Below are 21,547 nucleotides of genomic sequence, written 5' to 3' on the forward strand. Positions count from 1 at the left end.
ATGGAGCCGCAGCACAGCCCGGCCGCCTTCGAGCAGCATCGGGCGATGCTGCTGCGCGTCGCCTATCGCATGCTCGGCTCCATGGCCGATGCGGAGGATGTGGTGCAGGACGCCTGGCTGCGCTGGGCGCGGGCAGAAAGGGAAGCGGTGGAAGTGCCCGCCGCGTTCCTGCGCCGCGTGGTCACGCGTCTGTGCCTGGACCAGCTCAAATCCGCCCGTGCCCGGCGCGAGGACTATGCCGGGCCATGGCTGCCCGAACCCGTGCTGGAGGAGGAGGGACCGGAGGATGACGTTACCCTGCCCCTGATGCTCGCGCTCGAACGGCTCTCCCCGCTCGAACGCGCGGCCTTCCTGCTGCACGACGTATTCGGGGAGAGCTTCGAGAGCATTGCCGGGTCGCTCGGCCGCGATGCCGCCGCATGCCGCCAGCTCGCCACGCGGGCGCGGCGCAATGTGCAGGCGGAACGGGCGCGCTTCCCCGTCCAGCGCGACGAAGGCCGGCGGATCGCGGAGGCCTTCTTCGCCGCATCGCGCAGCGGGGACACGGCAGCACTCAGCAGCCTGCTGGCCGATCAGGTGAGCTTCTACGCCGATGGCGGCGGCAAGCGGCCCGCCGTGGCGCGTGTGCTGCGCGGGCGCGACGTCGTCTCGCGCGCGCTGGCTGCCATCGCTCGTCTGACGAGCCTGGGTTTTACCGGCCAAGCCCCGGCAAAGGTGATCCAATATGGCTTCATCAACGGCTTGCCCGGTTTCGTCACCCAGGAAAGCGACGGAGAAATCCAGACCACTGCCCTGCTGCTGGACAGCGGACGCATCCAGGCCATCTATGTCATGCGCAATCCCGATAAGCTGCAGGGCCTGAAGGCCCGGCTGCACTGATTATCCGGGCCGGGAAACCCCGGCCTCGGTCACAACCGCATCCATCGGGATGTCGTAAGCCTGCGGGTGGATCGTGCGGATCGCCTGCGCCGTATAGCCCACGCCGAACAGGCGCGGCTTGTGCGGGAGGAGCGAGGCCAGAGTCCGGTCGAAGAAGCCACCGCCATAGCCCAGGCGGTAACATTGCGGATCATAGCCCACGACCGGGGCGATCGCGATATCGGGCACCACTTCCGCGCCATCTGCGGGAATGGGGATGTTCCACACGCCCCGTTCCAGCCGGTCGCCCGATTGCCACTGGCGGAACACCAGCGGGTGCGCCTTCTTGACCACTACCGGCAGGGCCGTGATCGCGCCCTTCTCCCGCAGCCGGGCCAGCATCGGCTTGAGGTCCGGCTCGCCCCGGAACGGCCAATAGGCGCTGACTACCAGACCGGCCGGATCGCCGATCAATTCCTCCAGACGGGCGGCTACGCGCTCGCCCAGTTCGGCGCGTTCGGCTGCCGGGATCGCCATGCGCAGGGCAATCAGCCGCTCCCGCTCGGCCTTGCGCCAGCCTTTGAGATCGCCCGGCCCGTCCAGCCCGGCATAGGCCGGATCGACCTCGCTCAGCGAACAGGGAGCGGAGGCAAATTCACGCTCTTCCTCATCGGCCATCCTGAACCTCCCTCACCCGCTGGGGTGATAGAAATCGTAGATCGTCTGCGCCACGGCGGCGCTGACGCCGGGTGCCCGCTGCAGATCTTCCAGCGAAGCCGCCCGCACCTTGCTGGCGGTTCCGAAGTGCAGCAGCAAGGCGCGTTTTCTTGCCGGGCCGATACCGGGGATTTCATCCAGCGGCGAAGCAGTGATCGCGCGGCTGCGCTTGGCCCGGTGCGCGCCGATGACATAGCGGTGAACCTCGTCGCGCAGGCGCTGGAGATAGAACAGCAGCGGCGAGTTCACTGGCAGCATCTTCTCCCGCCCATCGGGGAAGTGGAACACTTCGCGCCCTTCCCGCCCGTGATGCGGCCCCTTGGCGATGGCGATCAGGGGCACGTCCTCGATCCCCAGTTCCTCCAGCGCATCCTTCACTGCGTTCATCTGGCCCTTGCCGCCATCGATCAGCACGAGGTCGGGCCAGCTATCCCCGTCGCGATCCGGGTCTTCCTCCTGCGCACGCGCGAAGCGACGGGTCATCACTTCGCGCATCATGCCGTAATCGTCATCGGTCTGCGCGGACTTGATGTTGAACTTGCGATACTGGTTCTTGATGAAGCCTTCCGGCCCGGCCACCACCATTGCGCCCACGGCCTTGGTGCCCTGGATATGGCTGTTATCATAGACTTCGATCCGCTCGGGCGGCTCAGGCAGTTCAAGAAAATCGGCCATTTCGCGCAGGATCTTGGCAGTGGTGCTGCTCTCCGCCATGCGCCGGTCCAGCGCCTCCACGGCGTTGCGCGATGCCTGTTCGATCAGCCGCCGCCGGTCGCCGCGCTGGGGAATGGAAATTTCCACCCTATGCCCGCTGGCGCTTGCCAGAGCCTCGGCCAGCAGTTCCCCGCTTTCCATCTCGCGGTCCACCAGCACGAGGCGCGGGGGTGGCACTTCCTCGTAGAACTGGGCGATCACGCCCGCCAGAATGGCATCTTCCTCCACCCCATCGGTATGGGCGGGTAAGAAGGCCCGGTGGCCCCAGTTCTGGCCGCCGCGAATAAAGAAGGCCTGCACTGCCACATGCCCGCCCTTCACTGCCATGGCGAAGACATCGGCCTCGGCAATGCCGGCGGCATTGATCGCCTGGCTGCCCTGAATGGCAGTGGCAGCGCGCAACCGGTCCCGCAACATCGCCGCGCGTTCGAAGTCCAGCGCCTCTGCTGAGGCTTCCATCTGCTGCTGGATTTCCTGCTGCACGGCAGTGGAGCGGCCCCCGAGGAAATCCTTGGCCTGCCGCACCAATTCGCCATAGCCCGCTTCATCGATCCGGCCCACGCAGGGCGCCGAGCAGCGCTTGATCTGATAGAGCAGGCAAGGCCGGTCCCGCCGGGCAAAAAAGCTGTCTGTGCAGGACCTTAGCAGGAAGAGCTTCTGGAGTGCATTAATCGTGGAATTGACCGAACCCGCGCTGGCGAAGGGGCCGTAATAGTTCCCCTTGGCCTTGCGCGCGCCGCGATGCTTGGTGATGCGGGGGTAATCGTGATCCGCGCGCAGCAGGATGAAGGGGAAGCTCTTATCGTCGCGCAGCAGCACATTATAGGCGGGGCGGAAGCGCTTGATCAGCTGGGTTTCCAGCAGCAGCGCCTCAGCCTCGCTATTGGTGGTGACGATTTCCATGCTGCGCGTCTGGCTGACCATGCGCCGCAGCCGGTTGGTGAGCCGCTCCACCTGCGTGTAATTGGCAACGCGGTTCTTCAGCGCGCGCGCCTTGCCGACATAGAGCACGTCGCCCCGCGCATCGAGCATGCGGTAGACGCCCGGCTTGGGCTTAAGCACCTTCACTGTCGCGCGGATGGCGGCCACGCCCGCTTCGATATCCGGCTGGGCGGAACGCACCGTATAGGCCGCCCGCTCCTCATTGAAGCGTTCGGCCCCTCGGGGATCGTGGGGAGTTCCGGCGGGGGTTTTGCTCATGCTGGCCAGATAGGAAAATCGGCGGAAAAGGGAACCTCCGATGCCCGGAAAGGCACCGAAGTTGACAAGGTTGACACTGTACTGGGAGAAAACTCGCCCCCTGCCCCATGGCCGCCCGAACAGGCGGAAAGAGGGGATGCGAGGGACGGCCCAGAAGGCGTGCGGCAGGTCATGACCGGCTTATGGCAAGCAGGCGGCGTGTAGGAAAATGAAAAGCAGAGGGGCCGCGCGCCACATGGCGACGGCCCCTCTGCTTTTTCAATCTGCCTTGGGGGATGACCATTGCAGATTAGCTCGTCATTGCGAGGGCCACAGGCCCGAAGCAATCCAGGGTTCGACGCGCTTCGCCCTGGATTGCTTCGCTACGCTCGCAATGACGAGCCATATCAAGCGGAACAGGATCTCGCTCTAACCCGCCATCCGCATCAGAACATCTTGCGGAATTCCAGCGAGAAGGTCCGCCCGTTCGCGTCCATATAGGCGCGCTGATAACGCAGCGGCACATCGCCATTGGAGTCCGTGACAGTGCGATAGCTGTCGAACACATTATCCACGCCGAAGGAGATGCGGCTGCCCTTCAGGAAGGGCACGGCTTCCACCAGCTTGGCCTGCTGGCCCAGATCGGCGAACATGCGCAGGTCCAGTTTGGCAAGGCTGCCGAATTCCAGATCGGTGCTGCCCGACAGGCCAGTGCCGTCGATCCGGCTGGGGCCGGAATAGCTGGCGGTGTAGCGCATGCCGATACCGCGATAGAACAACCCGCCCACCAACTGGGCCGAATGGCGCACCACGCCGCTGCCGGACAGGGCATCGCCGTCCAGCAGGTTCAGCAACGGCAGGTTCTCCGCGATCTGCACCTCGTTCTCGAGTTCCAGCGTGTAATTGAGGTTCATGAACCAGCGGCCACGGCCGTCGCCGCCACCGGGGCCGCCGCCGCCCGGTCCGCGGAAGCCGCCACCGGGGCCGCCCGGCCCGCCACGTCCACCAGCACCGACACCACCACCGGCACCGCCCGGAGGCGGGCCACCCGGGGGAGGACCGGCGAAGGCAGCACCTTGGCCACCACCCTGGCCGGCTCCCTGGGCATTGCCCTGCCCACCCTGCGGCGGACCGTCACTGCTGCAGACGCGCTGCTTGAACTGGGCATATTTCTCGGGGTCGAGCTTCCCGTCGGCACCGCGCAGATTGGCCTGGACCGGCTCGGGCAGCGCGGCGAGATCGGGCACTTCGTCATTGCCGGTGGCGCAGAAACGCTGGCGCATTTCCGCAAAGCGCGCCGGATCGAACCCACCCTGAGGGCCATCGCTGCTGCAGATGCGCTGCTTGGCCTGGTTGAGCTTTTCCTGATCGATCGTGCCGTCCGGCTTGAGCAGGTTCGCCTTCATCGGCTCGGGCATCAGGGCGATGTCCGGCGTCGCGCCATCGGCACAAAGCTGCTGGCGGAACTGGGCGAAGCGCTCGGGATTGAAGCCGCCACCGGGGCCGCCGAAGCCGCCCTGCGGCCCGCTCGCCCCCGCAGCCGGAGCAGCACCCTGCCCATTCCCTTGCCCACTGGCCTGCCCGCCGCCAGTGGCATTGCGGATCATGGCGAAGGGGCTGTTGGCATTGCCCGCACTGGCATTCGCTTTGCCGAACGGGCCGGACAAATTGAGGCCGAAGCGCAGGCGCGAAGACTTCTGGCTGTCGAACGTGACCGGGCGCTGGTCGATCGAGATCAACTGGCCGGTAATGGCATCGCGCTGCACCCGATCGGCAAAGGCCGCCTCGATGGCCGGGGTCAGCAGCGGGAATGAGGCACTGACGTCCGACGAATTATTGCGGTTATATTCCACCGAAATGCTGGAATTACTGAGGAACGGCAGCTGCCAGAACGCGCCGATGCGTACGTCGCGCTGCTTTTCCTTGGTCAGGTTGGGATTGCCGCCGCTGATGACCGTGGCCAGCACCGTCTCCCCGCGCGAAAGATCGTAGGTCGGGACGTTCAGCGTCACCACTTCGGGGCTGTTGAGCTGGCTGAGACCGGGGGCCGCATCGCGCGTGATGTAGCTCGCCTGGATGTTCAGCGTGTCGGTGATCCCCCAGTTGATGCCGGCCGTCCAGTCGGTAAGCGTGCCGAAATCGGAGAGATGATCGACGCCGGCGGTGAAGTTCAGGCTGATGTCGCCCACCGCCCCGAGGAAATCGTCGTCGCGGCTGGTGATCGGCACACCGAGGTTGAAGCCCGCGGAAAGGTCGCCGCGCGTCAGGCTGCTTTCCACGCCCGGATTGCGCGTATCCTCGCTCTGCACCCGGTTCCACTTATAGCCCGCATCCAGAGTGAGCGTGACATCGCCCGCCGGAAGCATCAGCGGCGAGCCCATCACGGTGACGAGCGAGCTGGCGGAATCGGTCAGCGTCTTGGCCGTGTCGAAGCCGGAGCTGACCGTGGAAGGCAGCACGCCGTTATAAGCCAGCGAGCCATCGGCCACTGCATCTTCCAGCACGGAGGAATCGGCATAGCGGTCGATCTCGGTCGTGCTGCGAGCGCGGCTGGCATCGACCGTGCCGGTCAGCTGCCAATCGCCCAGCGGCGCGTTGAGCGTGCTGCCGAAAGACACCGTCTCGGTCCGGCTGCGGCGGGCGAGCGGATCGTCCTCGCCATAGGTGCGCAGCAGGCTGTTGCTCGCATCGTCCGGATCGGTCAGCGTCACGGTATTGAGGCCCGACAGGCTGAGGCTGCGGCTGCGTTCATAGGTGCCGTTGACCGAGAGCGAGCTACCCGCATCGCCCAGCCGGGTAGTGACGTTGCCGGTCAGTTCCAGGTCGGAACTGTCGCCCACCAGGCTGCGGTAATTCGCCGGATCGGGATCGGTGGCAAGGCCGGGCACGACTGACTGGGCCACGCCGCGCTCCGCTTCGGTCAGCAGGCTGGTGTCGTTCCATTCGGCATTGATGTTGAAACGGCTCGGCCCGGCTATCTGGAGATAGGTTGCCTCCACCTGCTTGGTGGAAGTGCCGCCTGCGCCCGGTTGGCTATATTCGCCTTCCAGTTCGCGGCTGGAATAATTGTTCTTCAGGATGAAGTTGATCAGGCGCTGATCGGCGGAGAAGCCGTATTTCTGGGCCACTTCCTCCGGCAGGATCTCCACCTTCTGGATCGCCTCGGGCGGGAAGGAGCGCATTTCGCGGAAGCTGGAAACGCGCATGCCGTTGACAAGGAACACCGGCGGACCGGAGGAACGCCCGCGGCCGGAACCGGTCTGAGGCGCCAGAGCCGCGACGAGGTCCGCAATCGAACTGGCGCCATAGGCGGCGATATCCGTCTCGCTCAGCACCTGGATCGGCGGCTGTGCGACCTGCACCGAACCGCGGATATTCTGGGCGGTAACGACGATCTCGTTTTCCGTGTCGAGACTGTCATCGGCAGGGTCGACCGGCTCTTGCGACGTGGCGGCAGGCTCCTGCTGGGCATAGGCAGGGATAGCCGAAGTCACGGCAAGGCTGGAAATAGCCGACAGCAATAGGGCGCGGTTCAGGGTCATCGTTGACTTTGTCTTTTTTCAGGGATGGTGGGCGTCTAATGCGGGGGTAACGCACGACCCTCAAGCCGCGTTTCGTAACAAAAGGTCGCAATTCGATTAAGGCCGGATTTACGCCGATGAACGCTCATCGTCGGCACGGGCTTTCCTTTTTCGGCTCCGGGGGCTATTGGGCGCGCCAGATCGAAAATCTCACCCGGAAACAGAACACATATGGCTAAAGAAGAACTCCTCGAAATGCGCGGCAAGGTAGTGGAATTGCTGCCTAACGCGATGTTCCGGGTCGAGCTCGAAAACGGCCATGAAATTCTGGGCCATACCGCCGGCAAGATGCGCAAGAACCGCATTCGCGTCCTCGTGGGCGATGAAGTGCTGGTCGAGCTGACGCCCTACGATCTTACCAAGGGCCGCATCACCTATCGCTTCATGCCCGGCCGGGGCGGCCCCGGTCCGCAATAAGGCCGGCGCGTGACCGCGCCCCTCGGCTCTCCGCAGCTGATCCTCGCTTCCGCCAGCCCGCGCCGGCGCGAATTGCTTGCGCGGCTGGGCATCGTGCCCGCCGCGATCCGCGCTTCGGACATTGACGAGACCCCGCATCGGGCGGAACTGCCCCGCGCCTATGCCCTGCGCATGGCGCGTGAGAAGGCGCTCGCCTCGCATGAGGGCCTTGCAGAGGGCGATCCGTCCTTCATCCTCTCGGGCGACACGGTGGTTGCTTGCGGGCGCCGCATCCTGCCCAAGGCGGAAGACGAGGCGACCGCGCGCAGCTGCCTGCGCCTGCTTTCCGGCCGCCGCCACCGCGTGCTCTCCGCAGTCGCGCTCCTGTCGCCCTCAGGCGCCTTGCAGGACCGGCTGAGCGAGACGATCGTGCGCTTCAAGCGTCTCTCCGACCAGGAGATCGAGGCCTATATCGCCGGGGGCGAGTGGCACGGCAAGGCCGGCGGTTACGCAATCCAGGGCGCGGCCGAGGGCCTGATCACATGGATCAGCGGCAGCCATTCCGGCGTAATGGGCCTGCCCCTGTTCGAAACGCGCGCCCTGCTCAAATCGGCAGGCTTCTCCCTTGGCTGAATGGCTGGTCGAGGAAGGGATCGGCGAGAACCGCGCGATCCTGATCGAAGGCGATGCCATTGCCGCCGCCCGGATCGACTGGCCCGGATCGCTTGCCGCCGGGCAGATCGAAGACGCCCGGCTGATCGCCCGCCAGGCCGGCAGCGCGCGCGGCACGGCCCGCTTTGCCGGCGGCGAGGAAGCGCTGGTGGACCGCCTGCCCAAAAGTGCCAGCGAAGGCGCGACAATCCGGCTGGAAGTCACGCGCGCCTCCATCGGCGAGGCAGGACGCACCAAGCTCGCCCAGGCCCGACCGACCGAGGAATGCCCCCGCCCTGCCCCAAGCCTTGCCGAAGCGCTGGAGCGGGAAGGCCATTCCGCCCGCATCGTTCGCCGCTTCCCCATCGAAGGATGGGACGATCTGCTGGACGAGGCATTCTCCCGCGAGATCGCCTTTCCCGGCGGCTCGCTGCTGCTCAGCCCGACTCCGGCGATGACGCTGATCGACGTGGACGGCACTCTCCCGCCCGCCCGCCTCGCCCTTGCCGCAGTGCCCGCCATCGGCGCCGCCCTGCGCAGGCTCGACATCGGCGGATCGGTCGGCGTGGATTTTCCCACGCTGGTCGCCAAGGCCGAGCGGCGCGCAGTGGACGAGGCGCTCGGCAAGGCTCTCACGGACTGGCCGCATGAACGCACCGCCATGAACGGCTTCGGCTTCATCCAGCTCGTCGCGCGGCTCGCCCGCCCGTCGATCCTGCAGCGCGCCGCCAGCAGCCGCACCGGCATGGCCGCGCGCCGCCTGCTGCGCCGGGCCGAAGGCATCACGCAGCCCGGCGCCCTGTTGCTCACCTGCCACCCCGCCATCCGCGCAAAGCTCAAGGACGAATGGCTGGCCGAGCTTGCCCGCCGCACCGGGCGCGAAATCCGTGTGGAAAGCGATCCCGCCCTTGCGCTGGAGGCAGGCTTCGCGCAGGCCGTGCCGCTATGACCGACGCCGTAAAAGCCAAGCCTTGCCCGATCTGCCGCAAGCCGCAGGTCAAGCAATTCGCCCCCTTCTGCTCGGCCCGCTGCCGCGACCGCGATCTCGCCCGCTGGCTGAATGACGGCTACGCCCTGCCCGGCCCGCCCGCAGACCCGGAAGATATCGCCCGGGAGGAATGAATTTCAAAAAAGGGGGATTCTTGCTCTTGCCAAGCAGCGCTCCCTTCGCCATAGGCCCCGTCTCCAAGCCGCTCGCCGGTCATTCCAATGACTGTCGCCGCAGCGATGCCCGGGTAGCTCAGTTGGTAGAGCACATGACTGAAAATCATGGTGTCGGCGGTTCGATTCCGTCCCCGGGCACCATCTGCCTGTTCGCAGATGGTCGCCAACATCCAGGCAAATCGCAGAAATCCGGGATAAATCGCATCTGACCTGGCCGTCAGTGTTCGCGCCTGTTCGCCAGCAGCAGCCCCCAAGTGGGGGCCGATTTTGGGGGCCGGTCAATCGAGCGAGAATCGAGAGGCCCCCAGATGGCATTTACGGATATTGCCGTTCGAAATGCGAAGCCCCGCGAGAAGCGATAGAATATCCGATCCGAAATCTTGGAAGCGTACTGACCGTCCCGAAACCAGGCGCAGGGCCGCTTCCCTGGTCCCACAGAGCCTGACAAACTGCGGTGAGCAATCGGCGATCTCCACCATCGCCGGCCTGACCGATCATGAGGACCGGTTCCTCCTTCACTTTGACCTCGTGTAACGCACCTCTGTTACGTTAATTAACTGCCTCGAAGGCAGCGAGCCTGCCAAACAGGCCGGATAGACCCAAGGAGAGTATAATGATTCCAAAATTCGCGTGCGCGCTGCTGGGGGCGTCTCTGCTCGCATCCTGCAACCAGGCCCCGCCGGCCGTGCCGATCAAGGATTTGATGGCGAAGCAGGTCCAGCCGACCGCGGAAATCTACTGGGGCGCGGTTCAATATATCAGCGACGAAACCGGCAACCACGAGGTCCTGCCGCAGACCGATGCGGATTGGGAAAAGGCCCGCAAGGCTGCCGAGGAAATCGGAAAGTTCGGTCAACTGCTTCAGACCGATGCCTATACCGAAGGGCGCGGCGAGGACTGGAAGCAGTTCGCTCAAGGCCTGGTCGAGGTGTCGAAGCAGGCCGAGCAAGCCGCGGTCGAGAAGAACGTCGACAAGGTCTTCGAAGTCGGCGGCACTGTCTACAGCGTGTGTAGCGCCTGCCATCAGGTCTATCCGCCCGCGGTCCCTGCTGAGAGCACAGGGGCTGGAGAAGGGGCGTGAACCCGCTTGCGGTGAAACTCACCTCGCGCGTGCAAGGCCTGTTGCTTGCCGCCGCGATGCTGTTCTGGTCCGCCGCAGTTTATGCCCATGACGTTGCCGAGGGCGACAAGGCCTTCGTGCAGGGCACGGACGGACCGGCTTTCATCCCGTTTCTGTATCTGGGGGCCAAGCATATGGTCACCGGATACGACCACATCCTGTTCCTGATCGGGGTAGTATTCTTCCTCTACCGCCTGAAGGACGTGATCCTCTACGTCTCGATGTTCACCATCGGCCATTCGACGACCCTCATGCTGGGTACCTATTTCGGCTGGGGCGCGAACTCTTACATCGTCGATGCGATCATCGGCCTGTCGGTGGTCTACAAGGGCTTCGAGAATATCGGCGGCTTCAGGAAGCTCGGCATTGCGATCAACACGAAGTTCGCCGTGCTGGCCTTCGGCCTGTGCCACGGCATGGGTCTTTCGACAAAGCTGCAGGACCTGGCGATGTCCAAGAACGGATTGCTGACCAACCTGATCGGCTTCAACATCGGGGTCGAGGTCGGGCAGGTGATCGTGCTGTTCCTGGTCGTCTCGCTCCTCAACCTGTGGCGCGGAACCGCCAGCTTCAAGCGCGGCGCTTTCTCGGCGAATATCGCCCTGATCGCCGCCGGCTTCCTGCTTACCGCTTACCAGCTTCAAGGATATTTTTCATCATGAGCGACATTGTGAACGAACCGCTGCCGGCTGCTCCTACCAAACGCGGGATCCTTGTTGGCAGTGCAATTGCCGTGGTCGGCGCGGCCGCGATCGTCGTCCTGGCGGTGCTGCCCGCGCAATACGGCATCGATCCGACCGGCTTCGGCAAGGCAACCGGCCTGCTCCAGATTTCGGAGCCCCCGAACAAGTATCTCGAGAAGGGCCTCAAGCGCAAAGGCGTGTTCACCCGCAGCGACACCGCCCCGGCGCCGGAGCCCGGCGCGAGCGATCACTGGACGTTCGAACTCGGACCCTTCGAGGGCATCGAGCTCAAATATGTAATCGACCAGGGCAAGCCGATCACCTTCTTCTGGCAGGCCACGGGCCCGCTGGACTACGATATGCACGCCCACCCGTTCGATGGCGGGACCGATCTGACGGAGAGCTATGCGATCGAGCAGGCCGATCATCTCGGCGGCCGCTATGTCGCTCCGTTCACAGGAATCCATGGCTGGTATTGGCAGAACCGCTCGCTCGAGCGCGTAACGCTGACCCTCGACGCTTCGGGCAACATCACCGGCTCGAAACTGTTCGGCCCCTTCGGCGAGCAGGATCGCGAGCTGACCCCGCAGGCCAAGTAGCAGCGAGTGCCGATACGCGCGTTTGCACCGCGCGTATCGGCATGTTTCAAGCCGCCAGACCAGCCCCATCCCGGCTGGTGCGACAACGCCGAGCATCTGGGTCAGCGGCCCCTTGTAGGGCAAGCACAGGGCCGCCTCGCCTCACCCGGCAGAAACTGGCGAGTTCCTTCGAGCTTTCGACGGCGATCGGAAGCATCGGCAAGAGGCTCACTCCGATCCCCTGTCCTTGTGATGCCCGGCGCATTTCTTCAGGCACAAAGAAAAAAACCCCCGGCTTTCACCGGGGGCTTTCGTTCGATCAGCCGCCGAGACCTTCCCGGCTGACTTCTATAGTGGCCTGCGCCGTGAGATTGCCGACCCGTTCAACGACGGCGCCCTTGTGGTCCGCATCTTCGACCACGAGCTTGACCCACAGCGTGTCGCCGTCCCTGTAGTAGGCCGTCCGATTGGCGGCACGCAGTGCTGCAAGGCTGCTTTCCTGCGTGCCGCCTACGGTGGCAGCGAAGCCGGGAAGTTCGAAAATCACGTAGGAACCCTGGTCCATTTCCCGCAGGGAGAGGGACAGCGTGTCCCGGGCCGTCTCGACCCGCAGCTCGGCACCGCTGCCAAGCGTGGTTTCGCCGATATATTCGACGCGCTTGCCATTGCGCTGGAGAATGATCGGATTGGTGATGGGACCGGTCTGGAACCCGTTGAAATCGCCCGCGATGTTGAGGCGGCCAATGTCCCCCTTGCAGATTGCGGCATTCCAGCTGGACTTTACCGAGCAGGTGCTCTCGTCAGAAGCGATGCCGTTGTCGATGACAATATAGGCACCGGGAGCCCCGGTGACCGAACCGTCAAGGTCACGGAACGCGGCGCTCTTGTAGGCAGCGCTGCGCCCGTAATCCGACGCCCAGCGGCGCTGGATCGGAGGGAAGCTGACCGGCTTCGCGTTGACGAATTTCAGGCCCTTGACCGAGTTCTCGGTGCTCATGCCGAAGCTGGTGAACAGCAGGTAGGAAAGAGCGCCCGCATCGCGCAGGTCGTTGGCGACGTAATTCACGAAGGTGGTATTCTCCACCTCGTGGTGGAAATCGTAATATTCGTAGCCGCGGATCGGGAAGTCGGCGGATGCCGCCGGCAAGCTGCGGCCGTAGGCCACTTCCTCCGGCGTGGTGGGATTGCCGATATTATCGCTCTCGCCCACGAACAGCGAGTTCTCGACCCGTGACGTATAGGGCGCAATACCGGGCATGGCGACCGCATGAGTGAAGCCGATCGCATTATCGGCCAGCTTCAGGTTGGTGTAGAGGTGGTACTCGCCCCGCCCCCAGATGGCGCCGTTGCGGTTCTTGTAACCGGTGAAATTGTCGAAGGTCGACACCACCACTCCGCTGCTCGTATCGGCAGGATCGGCGTAGCTGATGAGATTGGGGCCAGCGATGCCGAACTTGCCATCCGGGCCGGGGCCGCGATCGAGCATGAAACCATCGAAATTGGAGTGGGCGGTATTGCCGCTGAACTCGCGCACCTTGGTCCGTCCGGGCCAGGTCTTCTTGCTGATCTCCGTGCCTTCGAACTGCCCGGTCGGATGCTGCGGAAAGGCCATCCAGAAACCGATCTGGTCGGAGCCCGCTGCCACATTGTCGCGATAGGTATTGTCGGGATTGGTAATCCAGAAAGTGGAGACGGTATTATCCGAAGGGATCAGTACATGCTTGGAAGCCTGACCGGCCGTGTTCTGGTGAGGCAGGGTAAGGTTGGTCGGCTCGCACGGCAGGGTCGGATGACATTTGGTCTGGATGCCCAGATTGCGGACGAACTGGTTACCCGTTTCGATCCCGTCTTCCATGAAGAAGCAGTGCCCCACGGTGTTGAAGGTCACGTTGTTTTCAATCTGCAAATTATTGGTGCCGTGCACTGTCACGCAGCGGCTGAAAGTGTCGTGAATCGCGGAGTTGCGGATATACTGCCCCTCGCCTTCGCCGATGAGGTGCCAGTGGATCGGATAGCGGGCCAGATGCATGTGCTGGCCCATGCGATTGAGTTCGACGCCCGAGACATACATCTTGGACCCGGCCATCGCCATGATATGGCCGCCGAAGTAGGATTTTTCCGCGTCGTCGGACGCCTGAATGCGGATGTTGCGGGTCAGCAGACCGACCTCGCCACGCTCGTCCACGCCGAAGGTGATCTCACCGAAATGCATGTATTCCAGCGGCTTATCGAGAGTCAGCGAATTGCCCTTGATCGCCGTGATGTGGCGCCTCTCTGCCTGCCGGGGATTGAAGTCGGTTGAGGCAAGGACGATCTCGTCACCTACCCGCCAGCTGCCGGCATTCAGCACTTCGATCTTGTTGCTGCCGGCCTTCGCCGTCTTGGCCAGCTTGGTCCAGCTGTTTTCCCGGTCGCCATGGAGATCCAGCGTACCGCTCAGGATCATGATCCCGCGATCGCCCATCGTGTTGATGTTTTCGTTGGGGACATTGTCGGTCAGGGTGATGGTGGCCTTGCGCGTATGGGGCCTCGCTTCGGTGCCGATCTCCAGTTCGCCACCCGGCATGTAGATCCACTCGGTCTTGAGCTCGAGATCGCGATCGTTGGAAAAGCGAAGCTTGCCGCTCACCGTCAGGCTGCGCAACGCGGGCGGGCTGACATCGAGGAGAACGTCCATGTCGCGGGCGATCGTGACGGCATCGCCTTCCCCCGGCACCTTTCCGTCCGGCCAAGACGCAGGATCGGACCAACGCAGCGATCTGACGGTCTTGGGAGCAGCTTCCACTTCCATGGCGGCATGGTCGTGCTTCTCCTGGGCAGCAGCGCCAGAGCCAGTGCCGAGCAGGAGCGATACGGGTAGAAGTAAGAAAACTTGGAGCAGGCGAGACTGCTTGGCCATCACGTTATCCCCTCAATCGGAACTTTACGTCCCTCTTTTTGCATTCGGCAAAAAGCATGCACCGGATGGCCTGATTTGCCAAGACTTCTCTTCGCTACAGCGGGATTCCGAGTGACTCCATCTGACGCAGAGGAAGAACAAGATTCTGAAAACAATCGGAAAGACTCATCGGCAACAAGGCAGGTTTCGCTATTCCTCGGCAAAGTCGGGTCTTTGGTCGTCACAAGACAGGGCCACATTTGCGGCCAGTTGACGCTTTGGAAACCGCCCGCCGCAGATCAGGTGGGAAACAAGGAGTTTCGCAGCCGAACTGCAATCAGCTTCCGCACATCATTCCATGAACAAAAACCACGAAGATGCCGGAGCGGATGTAATTAATACAGCGGCGCCTGAAACACTCCTCATGTCGGCTTGGCGAATCAGTCAAAGCTCTGCAAACTCTTGCCAAATACAAAAACGGGACCCGCAGTCCCGCTTGAGGGGATCATCATCATGCGCATGCGGCTTCGCCTGCTTCTTCCTGCCGTGCTTCTTCCCGTTTCGCTTCTGCTCGGCACAGGGGCTGAAGTCAGCGCACAGGAAACGCATGACCATATGGACATGCCCTCCCCGGCGCCTTCCTCTGCGGTCAAGCAGTCGCGCTGGTCCGATCCTGCATCGTGGCCGGACGGAAAGGTGCCAGGCGATGGCGACGCGGTGCGGATCGGCCGGGACCGGGAAATCATCCTCGACGTCAGCCCGCCCGCGCTGCGCAGCCTGACGATCGACGGCAAGCTCAGCTTCGCGGACGATCGTGACCTCGAACTGAAAAGCGAATGGATCCTGCTGGCCGGCGGCGAACTGGAAGTCGGCACCGAGGCCGTGCCCTTCACTCGCAAGGCAACGATCACCCTCACCGACAAGGTCCCCAACGAAGACATCAACACCATGGGCGACCGGGGCATCATGATGATGGCCGGTACCCTGAACCTGCATGGCGACCGCACGCACACCTGGACCAAGCTGGCGAAGACGGCAAAGGCCGGCAGCAGCAGGATCGAAGTGCTGGATGCAAGCGGGTGGCGCAAGGGCGATGAAATCGTCCTGGCCTCAACCGATTTCGATCCCAAGCAGGCGGAGCGGCGAACCGTCACTGCCATAAAAGGCAACGCGATCACGCTCGATAAGCCACTGGAATACATGCACTTCGGCGAAATCACCTATGGCGTGGACGAGCGTGGCGAGGTCGGCCTGCTGACCCGTAACATCCGCATCCAGGCATCCGACGACGCCGCAAGCTCCTATTTCGGGGGGCATATCATGGCGATGGCCGGGTCGAAGATGTATGTCTCCGGCGTCGAGCTCAATCGCATGGGCCAACACCTCAATCTGGCCCGCTATCCGATCCACTGGCACATCATCGGCGAAGGCCAGGGCCAGTACATCCGCAACTCGGCGATCCACGACACCTACAGCCGCTGCGTGACGGTGCATGGCACCAACAACCTGCGGATTGAAAACAACGTGACCTTCAACACCGTGGGCCACTGCTTCTTCCTGGAAGACGCGGTGGAGACGGGGAACCAGTTCGTCCACAATCTGGGCATCCAAACCAAGTGTCATCCCACCCTGCCCTGTGTCCCGACCAATCTCGGACCGGGCGGAACGACATCGGGACCGGCAGGCCAGCGCTCCAAGGAAGTGCTGATCCCGTCCGACAACACAGCCTCGACCTTCTGGATCACCAATCCGGACAATATCTACCGGGACAATGTCGCCGCAGGGTCCGAGCAGACCGGTTTCTGGTTCGCCTTGCCGGAACATCCGACCGGCGCGCATGAAGGCAAGGAGGGCACCGAAAAGATCTGGCCCCGCCGAACAGCCATGCGGGAGTTTTCCGGCAACACCGCCCATTCGAATTTCGACGGCTTCATGTTCGATCGCGGCCCGAAGCCCGATGGGACGTTCAGCGTGGGTGGCAGCAACTACCATTTCGCCTTTACCGATCCGAACGACCCGACCAGCCCGCCGAAGGGTTCGGTTTTCGAGAATTTCACTGCCTACAAGAACCGTCACGGTGCAGTCTGGGGCCGCGGCGAGCTCCACCTGTTCAAGAATCTGAAAGTGGCCGACAATGCGATCGGCTTCACTCATGCGGCCTCCGCGGTCGGTCGCGCTGCCTATACGTCGAAGGTGGTCGACTCGCTGTTCGTGGGTGAGAGCGACAATATCGGCACCCCGCGCACGCCGCAGGAAGTGGCCTATGGCCGCAGCATGCCGAACGACATCCCGGATTACCCGATCCGCGGCTATGAATATTACGACCTGCGCCACGACGTGGAAAATACCACTTTCGTGAACTTCAAACCGAACGAGACGCGCAGTGCAGGGGCACTCTCCTACCTGATGTATACCAGCTTCGGCATGAGCTCGGAGAACGCCATCGAAGGCGCGAAATTCATCAACTCCAGACCGGTCGATTTCCCGCCGGTCGTGCGGAAATGGTCCTCCGATTTCGGGCGTGGGAATGCCTGGAGAGGCGCCGCGATCCATGACAAGGACGGCTCGGTCGGCGGCATCGCCAATTCCTACATCGTGATCGACAACGGTATCGCATCGGACGAGGAAGCCTGCCAGATCAGGCCGGACTGGGGCGCGGCGGTGTGCCGGGGTGATTTCGGCCACTTCAGCGTGGGCGGCAATTTCGGCTTCGGCAGCGGCCCGGTTGCCGATCCGGTCATGCTCAGCCGCAATGGCAGGCGGTGGGAATATACCGGCCAGACGACGATCCGCAGCGGCGCCGAAGTAAGAGTGGAGACGGGCAAGAAGGACTTGTCCCTCTCCCTGTCCGAAATGGACGATGGCTCATGGGTCATCTTCGAGCTTCCTGGCTTCAGCAACACTGTCGGCGGCGTGCAGAAAGCCAGCCTGGCCGCACTGAAGGAGGCGAGTGAGACCTCCTATTACGGCGAGAACGGCACCCTGTGGGTCAAGCTGGTTGTCGACAATGCGGCCGGTAAGACGGTTACGGTTGGCACCCCCGGTGCCGGCGTGAGCACTGTCGGCCCAGGCCCCGGTGGTGCTTTTGCCGCAGGGGCTCGCCTGGACGTCAGCAGGTAAGTGCAGCGGCTTGCCAAGTCTGGCCCTTGGACGCAGCATCCGGACAGATAGAAGAACTGGGGAGAGCGACAGATGAAACCGAAAGTCCCGCTGGAAGACCGGGTCGAGATCGAGGAATTGATGGCCCGCTATTGCTGGGCGCTCGATACCGGGGATTTCGATGGATATGCCGCCACCTTTGCCGAGGATGGCTGGCTGGCCCACTGGCCGCAGGGCAAATGCGTGGGGCGGGACGGATTGAAGCGGGCCACGGATTCGCTGTGGTACGACCGGCCTAATCACTATCTCGGCCGCCAACACCGTTTCAGCGCCGTACTGATGAGCCCGGAAGGCGAGCATGGTGTGCGGATCAAGGCCTTCTGGTCGATCCTGCAGCACGATGTCGTCACCCATGAGAACCGGGTGTTCGGGATGGGCACATGGGATACTCTGGCCGCCAGGGAAGCGGACGGCGAATGGCGCTTCAAGAGCGTCGACGTCGATCTGTGGATCAACGGACAGGTGCCATGGGTAGGCGAAGATCGTGCGTGGGGCACGCCGCCTGTCAGGGCTGCGGAATAGACGCGTTCACATGGGAGGGAAGCACTGCCCCCTCTCCTCGTCAGTCCAGCGGCACAGGATAGGTGCCGTGCCCTTCGAAGGCGAGGCCATCGCGCAGGCGGAGCACATCGACCCGTTCCGGCCCGCCGGGGTGTCGGAACACGATCAGCAGGCTGTCGATCCCGGCCTGAATGCCGGTCAGCTCGAATTGCAGGCCGGGCCGCTCGGCAAGGGCGGCGGTCCAGTAATCGCGCAGGGCGTCCTTGCCCCGGATCACGCCGCCGCTTTCCGGCACTATTCGTGCGGCGAGCGGAGAAGTGAACACGACATCGTCGTGAAACAGCTCCAGCACTGCATCGACATCATGCGCGTTCCAGGCGGCGGTCCAGCGCCGGGCGAATTCTGCGGGATCATCAAGGCCACTCATGGAGGCAGCCTAACCGATCCTTTTCGTGGGCGGTAGTGACTCCCGCTCCGGATTGGCTAGGGAGTTTGCCTATGACAAAAATCGCGGTCATCGGTGCCGGGGCCATGGGTTCCGGCGTGGCCCGCCGCCTTCATGACAATGGCTGCATTGTCCCCACCCTGCTGGACGGACGCAGCGCTGCCACGCGCGAAAGGGCCGCGGCTGCGGGAATGACCGAGGCGACGCTGGACGAGATCGCCAGCGCCGATCTGATCCTGTCGATCGTGCCGCCTGCCCAGGCCGAAGCCGTGGTGGAAACCCTCGCCCCTGTCTTCGCGCAGGCCAATGCGCCGCTGTTCTGCGATGCCAATGCGCTCAGTCCAGAGACCAAGCACCGCATGGCCGCACGAGTGAATGAACTGGGCGGGCAGATGGTCGATGGTGCGATCATCGGTTTCCCCCCGGCGGAGAATTATGACGGGCCGCGCCTCTATGTCTGCGGCGACGGGGCAGATCAGGTAGCCGCCACGATCAATCCCTTCGGCCTCGATACGCGGGTGCTGGATGGGCCGCTTGGCGCCGCCTCCGCGCTCAAGATGTGCTATGGCGGGATCAACAAGGGCGTGATGGGCCTTGTCACCGCCATGCTGCTGGCCGCCCAGCGCCACGGCGCGGATGAGGATTTGCTCAAGGAAATGGGCATCAGCATGGAATGGCTGATGGGCCGCCAGCGCGGCGCCATCCCCACCATGTATCCGCGCGCCTATCGCTGGGATGCGGAGATGCACGAGATCGCCGGTTTTCTCGCTCCGGACGATGCGCCAGCCGCGGCCATCTGGCACGGGCTCGGCGATTTCTTCACCGACCGCGCCCGCGCCTATGAGGCAGGCGAGGAGCTTGAAGGGATCAAGGCGCTCCTCGCCCGGTAGAGATCAGAGGATGCCCAGCGATTCGAACATCGCCAGCATCTCTTCCACCTTGTCGTCCCGATCCGCATTGCGCAGCGGCAGGACATTGCCGACGAGGTTTTCCTGCGGCGTCGGTACCTTGGCGAAGTTCTCCATCGTCTCGTCGAGATAGGCAGCGAGCGGCATGAAGCCCGCGCGCGTTTCCTGCCCCGGCGTCAGGCCTGTCTGCACGGCGGGCGGTGCGATCTCGATCACTTCCACCTTGCCCTTCAGCCTGTGGCGCAGCGAAACGGTGTAGGAATGCACCGCCGCCTTGCTGGCGCTGTATGCCGGGGTCGAAGGCAGCGGGATGAAAGCAAGGCCGGACGATACGGTGCAGATCGCCGCATTCTCCTTGCCTTCCAGCTGCGGGAGCAGCCCTTCCACCACGCGGATCGTGCCCATCAGATTGGTGTCGATGATGCGCGCCGCCGTATCGATATCGCCGCCACTGCCCAATTCGTGATGGGTCATAATCCCGGCGGAATGGATCAGCATGTTGAGCTGCGGATAATCGCGCCCCAGCACCTCCAGCGCGGCCGCCACCGATGCAGGATCAGCCACGTCCAGTTCCAGCGCATGCATGTTGGCGCGGCCTTCGATCGTCTCGGCCAGCGCCGATGCGCGGCGCCCGGCGACGATCACACTGTTGCCCAGATCGTGGAACTTCCATGCCAGCCCCTGCCCGATACCCGAGCCGCCGCCGGTGACGAGAATGGTGTTTCCGGTGAGTTTCATGAGTAGCCTCCTTTGGTCTTGCCTTGAGGACGGAAGCTACGCCGAAACTCTCTATTTGAAAGAAGGCACCAAAAAGATTTATACTTACCCAAAAGAGAGCGTAAGGATTCCGGCGGATGAGCGAGCAGTCAGCACAGATGGAAGAAGCCGAGATCGATCCCGCGCTGGAACGGCTGGTGCATGACATGATCGGCCGGGTGGCCGACAAATGGACGCTGCTGATCCTCGAAATCCTGGAGGATAATGGCGAACTGCGCTTCACCGAGATCGGCCGAAAGGTAGAGGGGATCAGCCAGAAAATGCTGACCCAGACCCTGCGCCAGATGGAGCGGGACGGGCTGGTGAAGCGGACTGTCCACCCGGTGATCCCACCCAAGGTGGAATACCGGCTGACCGAACTTGGCCACTCGCTCAGCTATGCCTTTTGCGGCGTCTGGACATGGGCCGAAGCGAATATCGGCAAGGTGGAAGCGGCGCGCGCCGAATTCGACGCGCGCGTGTAAGGCGTCCAGCCCTCTGGATCAGCGCGCCTTGTAGTAACCCGCGCGCGTGTTGCTCCATACTGCCTGGACAAGACCGGCCAGCGCCAGCAACCCGCCCCACAGCACCCATTGCTTGTCATTCGCCATGAAGCTGTCGAGGAAGGCGATGTTGAGCCCCTGCAGGATCCACACGCTTCCCATCGCCATCATCAGCAGGCCCATGATCGTGGCGATAGCCCGCCCAGCACCATTGAAAAGTTCAGCCATGATGATCCCTTCTCCCCATTTGTCGTTTATGCTGCGGCCGGCGTGAAACTGAGCGCGACCCCGTTCATGCAATAGCGCAATCCGGTGGGCTGCGGCCCATCGTTGAAGACATGGCCGAGATGGCCACCGCAGGTCTTGCAGAGCACTTCGGTCCGCACCATGCCGAGCTTGTGGTCGGCACGTTCGATGATCGCTCCCGGCAATACGTCCCAGAAGCTCGGCCAGCCGGTGTGGCTGTCATATTTCTTTTCCGAGGCGAAGAGCGCAGTGGCGCAACCGGCGCAGGCGAAAGTGCCCTTGCGGTGCTCCTTCAACAGCGCGCTGGTATAGGGTCTCTCCGTCGCGCCTTCGCGCAGGACCCGATAGGCCTCCGCGCTCAGCATTGCGCGCCACTGGGCCTCGCTATGCGTCACGGGGAAGTTGCCTGGCGGAGGCTCCTCCGCTCCTTCCGACAGAGCGAAGCGGGCGGCGATCATGGCCGCGATCACGCCCACACTCGCCATGCCGATCAACTCGCGGCGCGTCATT

20 protein-coding genes and 1 tRNA gene are annotated in these 21,547 nt (G+C 63.4%); 13 read left to right on the top strand and 8 right to left on the bottom strand.

The annotated features are described in order from the left end of the window. On the top strand, positions 1 to 879 hold the full coding sequence (locus tag WFP36_RS10665; protein ID WP_336980350.1) for a sigma-70 family RNA polymerase sigma factor: 879 nt from the start codon (positions 1 to 3) through the stop codon (positions 877 to 879). Here WFP36_RS10665 and WFP36_RS10670 read toward each other — a convergent pair whose 3' ends face one another. The 3 genes from WFP36_RS10670 to WFP36_RS10680 all read right to left on the bottom strand — a co-directional run bounded on the left by WFP36_RS10670 (position 880) and on the right by WFP36_RS10680 (position 7,010). Beyond that, the gene (locus tag WFP36_RS10670; RefSeq protein WP_336980351.1) at positions 880 to 1,536 is read right to left on the bottom strand and encodes a 5-formyltetrahydrofolate cyclo-ligase; all 657 of its coding nucleotides are present in this window, start codon (positions 1,534 to 1,536) and stop codon (positions 880 to 882) included. Between the two features lie 12 nt (positions 1,537 to 1,548). Next, positions 1,549 to 3,489 carry an excinuclease ABC subunit UvrC gene (gene uvrC / locus WFP36_RS10675; RefSeq protein WP_336980353.1) on the bottom strand — a complete coding sequence of 647 codons (1,941 nt, stop codon included), beginning with the start codon at positions 3,487 to 3,489 and terminating at the stop codon, positions 1,549 to 1,551. Between the two features lie 425 nt (positions 3,490 to 3,914). Then, a complete protein-coding gene (locus WFP36_RS10680) occupies positions 3,915 to 7,010 on the bottom strand; it encodes a TonB-dependent receptor plug domain-containing protein (RefSeq protein WP_336980355.1) in 3,096 nt (1,031 codons plus the stop codon). Positions 7,011 to 7,220: 210 nt separating this feature from the next. Between WFP36_RS10680 and infA the strand changes: the two genes are divergently transcribed. The 8 genes from infA (at position 7,221) to WFP36_RS10720 (ending at position 11,662) form a co-directional block, all read left to right on the top strand. After that, complete coding sequence (gene infA / locus WFP36_RS10685) at positions 7,221 to 7,466, top strand: translation initiation factor IF-1 (RefSeq protein ID WP_021689091.1); 246 nt, start codon at positions 7,221 to 7,223, stop codon at positions 7,464 to 7,466. A gap of 9 nt (positions 7,467 to 7,475) precedes the next feature. Further along, positions 7,476 to 8,078: a Maf family protein gene (locus tag WFP36_RS10690; protein WP_336980363.1), complete on the top strand. Its 603-nt coding sequence runs from the start codon at positions 7,476 to 7,478 to the stop codon at positions 8,076 to 8,078. Beyond that, on the top strand, positions 8,071 to 9,045 hold the full coding sequence (locus tag WFP36_RS10695) for a ribonuclease E/G family protein (protein ID WP_336980365.1): 975 nt from the start codon (positions 8,071 to 8,073) through the stop codon (positions 9,043 to 9,045). Before WFP36_RS10690 ends, WFP36_RS10695 begins: the two co-directional genes overlap by 8 nt. Then, positions 9,042 to 9,218: a DNA gyrase inhibitor YacG gene (locus tag WFP36_RS10700; protein ID WP_336980367.1), complete on the top strand. Its 177-nt coding sequence runs from the start codon at positions 9,042 to 9,044 to the stop codon at positions 9,216 to 9,218. The genes WFP36_RS10695 and WFP36_RS10700 overlap by 4 nt, the downstream gene beginning before the upstream one ends. Positions 9,219 to 9,325: 107 nt before the next feature. Continuing rightward, positions 9,326 to 9,401, top strand: a tRNA-Phe gene (locus WFP36_RS10705). A gap of 472 nt (positions 9,402 to 9,873) precedes the next feature. Beyond that, entirely contained in the window at positions 9,874 to 10,341 is a 468-nt protein-coding gene (locus tag WFP36_RS10710; protein ID WP_336980369.1) for a hypothetical protein, read from the top strand. After that, entirely contained in the window at positions 10,338 to 11,042 is a 705-nt protein-coding gene (locus tag WFP36_RS10715; RefSeq protein WP_336980370.1) for a HupE/UreJ family protein, read from the top strand. The genes WFP36_RS10710 and WFP36_RS10715 overlap by 4 nt, the downstream gene beginning before the upstream one ends. Then, entirely contained in the window at positions 11,039 to 11,662 is a 624-nt protein-coding gene (locus WFP36_RS10720; protein WP_336980372.1) for a hypothetical protein, read from the top strand. Before WFP36_RS10715 ends, WFP36_RS10720 begins: the two co-directional genes overlap by 4 nt. Before the next feature lie 298 nt (positions 11,663 to 11,960). On the opposite strand, the gene WFP36_RS10725 is transcribed toward WFP36_RS10720, so the two are convergent. Then, positions 11,961 to 14,540, bottom strand: a complete 2,580-nt coding sequence (locus WFP36_RS10725; RefSeq protein WP_336980374.1) for a G8 domain-containing protein — start codon at positions 14,538 to 14,540, stop codon at positions 11,961 to 11,963. 492 nt (positions 14,541 to 15,032) lie between these two features. Between WFP36_RS10725 and WFP36_RS10730 the strand changes: the two genes are divergently transcribed. Beyond that, positions 15,033 to 17,639, top strand: coding sequence for a G8 domain-containing protein (locus WFP36_RS10730; RefSeq protein ID WP_336980376.1), 2,607 nt, complete (start codon positions 15,033 to 15,035; stop codon positions 17,637 to 17,639). Between the two features lie 72 nt (positions 17,640 to 17,711). Beyond that, positions 17,712 to 18,200: a nuclear transport factor 2 family protein gene (locus tag WFP36_RS10735; protein ID WP_336980378.1), complete on the top strand. Its 489-nt coding sequence runs from the start codon at positions 17,712 to 17,714 to the stop codon at positions 18,198 to 18,200. A gap of 40 nt (positions 18,201 to 18,240) precedes the next feature. On the opposite strand, the gene WFP36_RS10740 is transcribed toward WFP36_RS10735, so the two are convergent. Then, the gene (locus tag WFP36_RS10740; RefSeq protein ID WP_336980380.1) at positions 18,241 to 18,606 is read right to left on the bottom strand and encodes a nuclear transport factor 2 family protein; all 366 of its coding nucleotides are present in this window, start codon (positions 18,604 to 18,606) and stop codon (positions 18,241 to 18,243) included. Between the two features lie 71 nt (positions 18,607 to 18,677). On the opposite strand from WFP36_RS10740, the gene WFP36_RS10745 reads away from it, so the two are divergent. Next, entirely contained in the window at positions 18,678 to 19,514 is an 837-nt protein-coding gene (locus WFP36_RS10745; protein ID WP_336980382.1) for an NAD(P)-dependent oxidoreductase, read from the top strand. 3 nt (positions 19,515 to 19,517) lie between these two features. Here the strand turns inward: WFP36_RS10745 and WFP36_RS10750 are convergent, their stop codons facing one another. Further along, positions 19,518 to 20,270 (bottom strand): SDR family oxidoreductase, encoded by a 753-nt coding sequence (locus WFP36_RS10750; RefSeq protein WP_336980384.1) that lies wholly within the window; start codon positions 20,268 to 20,270, stop codon positions 19,518 to 19,520. Between the two features lie 116 nt (positions 20,271 to 20,386). On the opposite strand from WFP36_RS10750, the gene WFP36_RS10755 reads away from it, so the two are divergent. Further along, positions 20,387 to 20,773, top strand: a complete 387-nt coding sequence (locus WFP36_RS10755) for a winged helix-turn-helix transcriptional regulator (protein WP_336980386.1) — start codon at positions 20,387 to 20,389, stop codon at positions 20,771 to 20,773. Between the two features lie 18 nt (positions 20,774 to 20,791). Here the strand turns inward: WFP36_RS10755 and WFP36_RS10760 are convergent, their stop codons facing one another. Both WFP36_RS10760 and msrB read right to left on the bottom strand, forming a co-directional pair. After that, a complete protein-coding gene (locus WFP36_RS10760; RefSeq protein WP_336980388.1) occupies positions 20,792 to 21,019 on the bottom strand; it encodes a hypothetical protein in 228 nt (75 codons plus the stop codon). 26 nt (positions 21,020 to 21,045) lie between these two features. After that, positions 21,046 to 21,546 (bottom strand): peptide-methionine (R)-S-oxide reductase MsrB, encoded by a 501-nt coding sequence (msrB, locus tag WFP36_RS10765; protein WP_336980390.1) that lies wholly within the window; start codon positions 21,544 to 21,546, stop codon positions 21,046 to 21,048. Position 21,547: the final 1 nt, after the last annotated feature.

The sequence above is a fragment of the Fulverythrobacter fulvus genome, assembly GCF_037154085.1.
Taxonomy (GTDB): Bacteria; Pseudomonadota; Alphaproteobacteria; order Sphingomonadales; family Sphingomonadaceae; genus Andeanibacterium; species Andeanibacterium fulvum.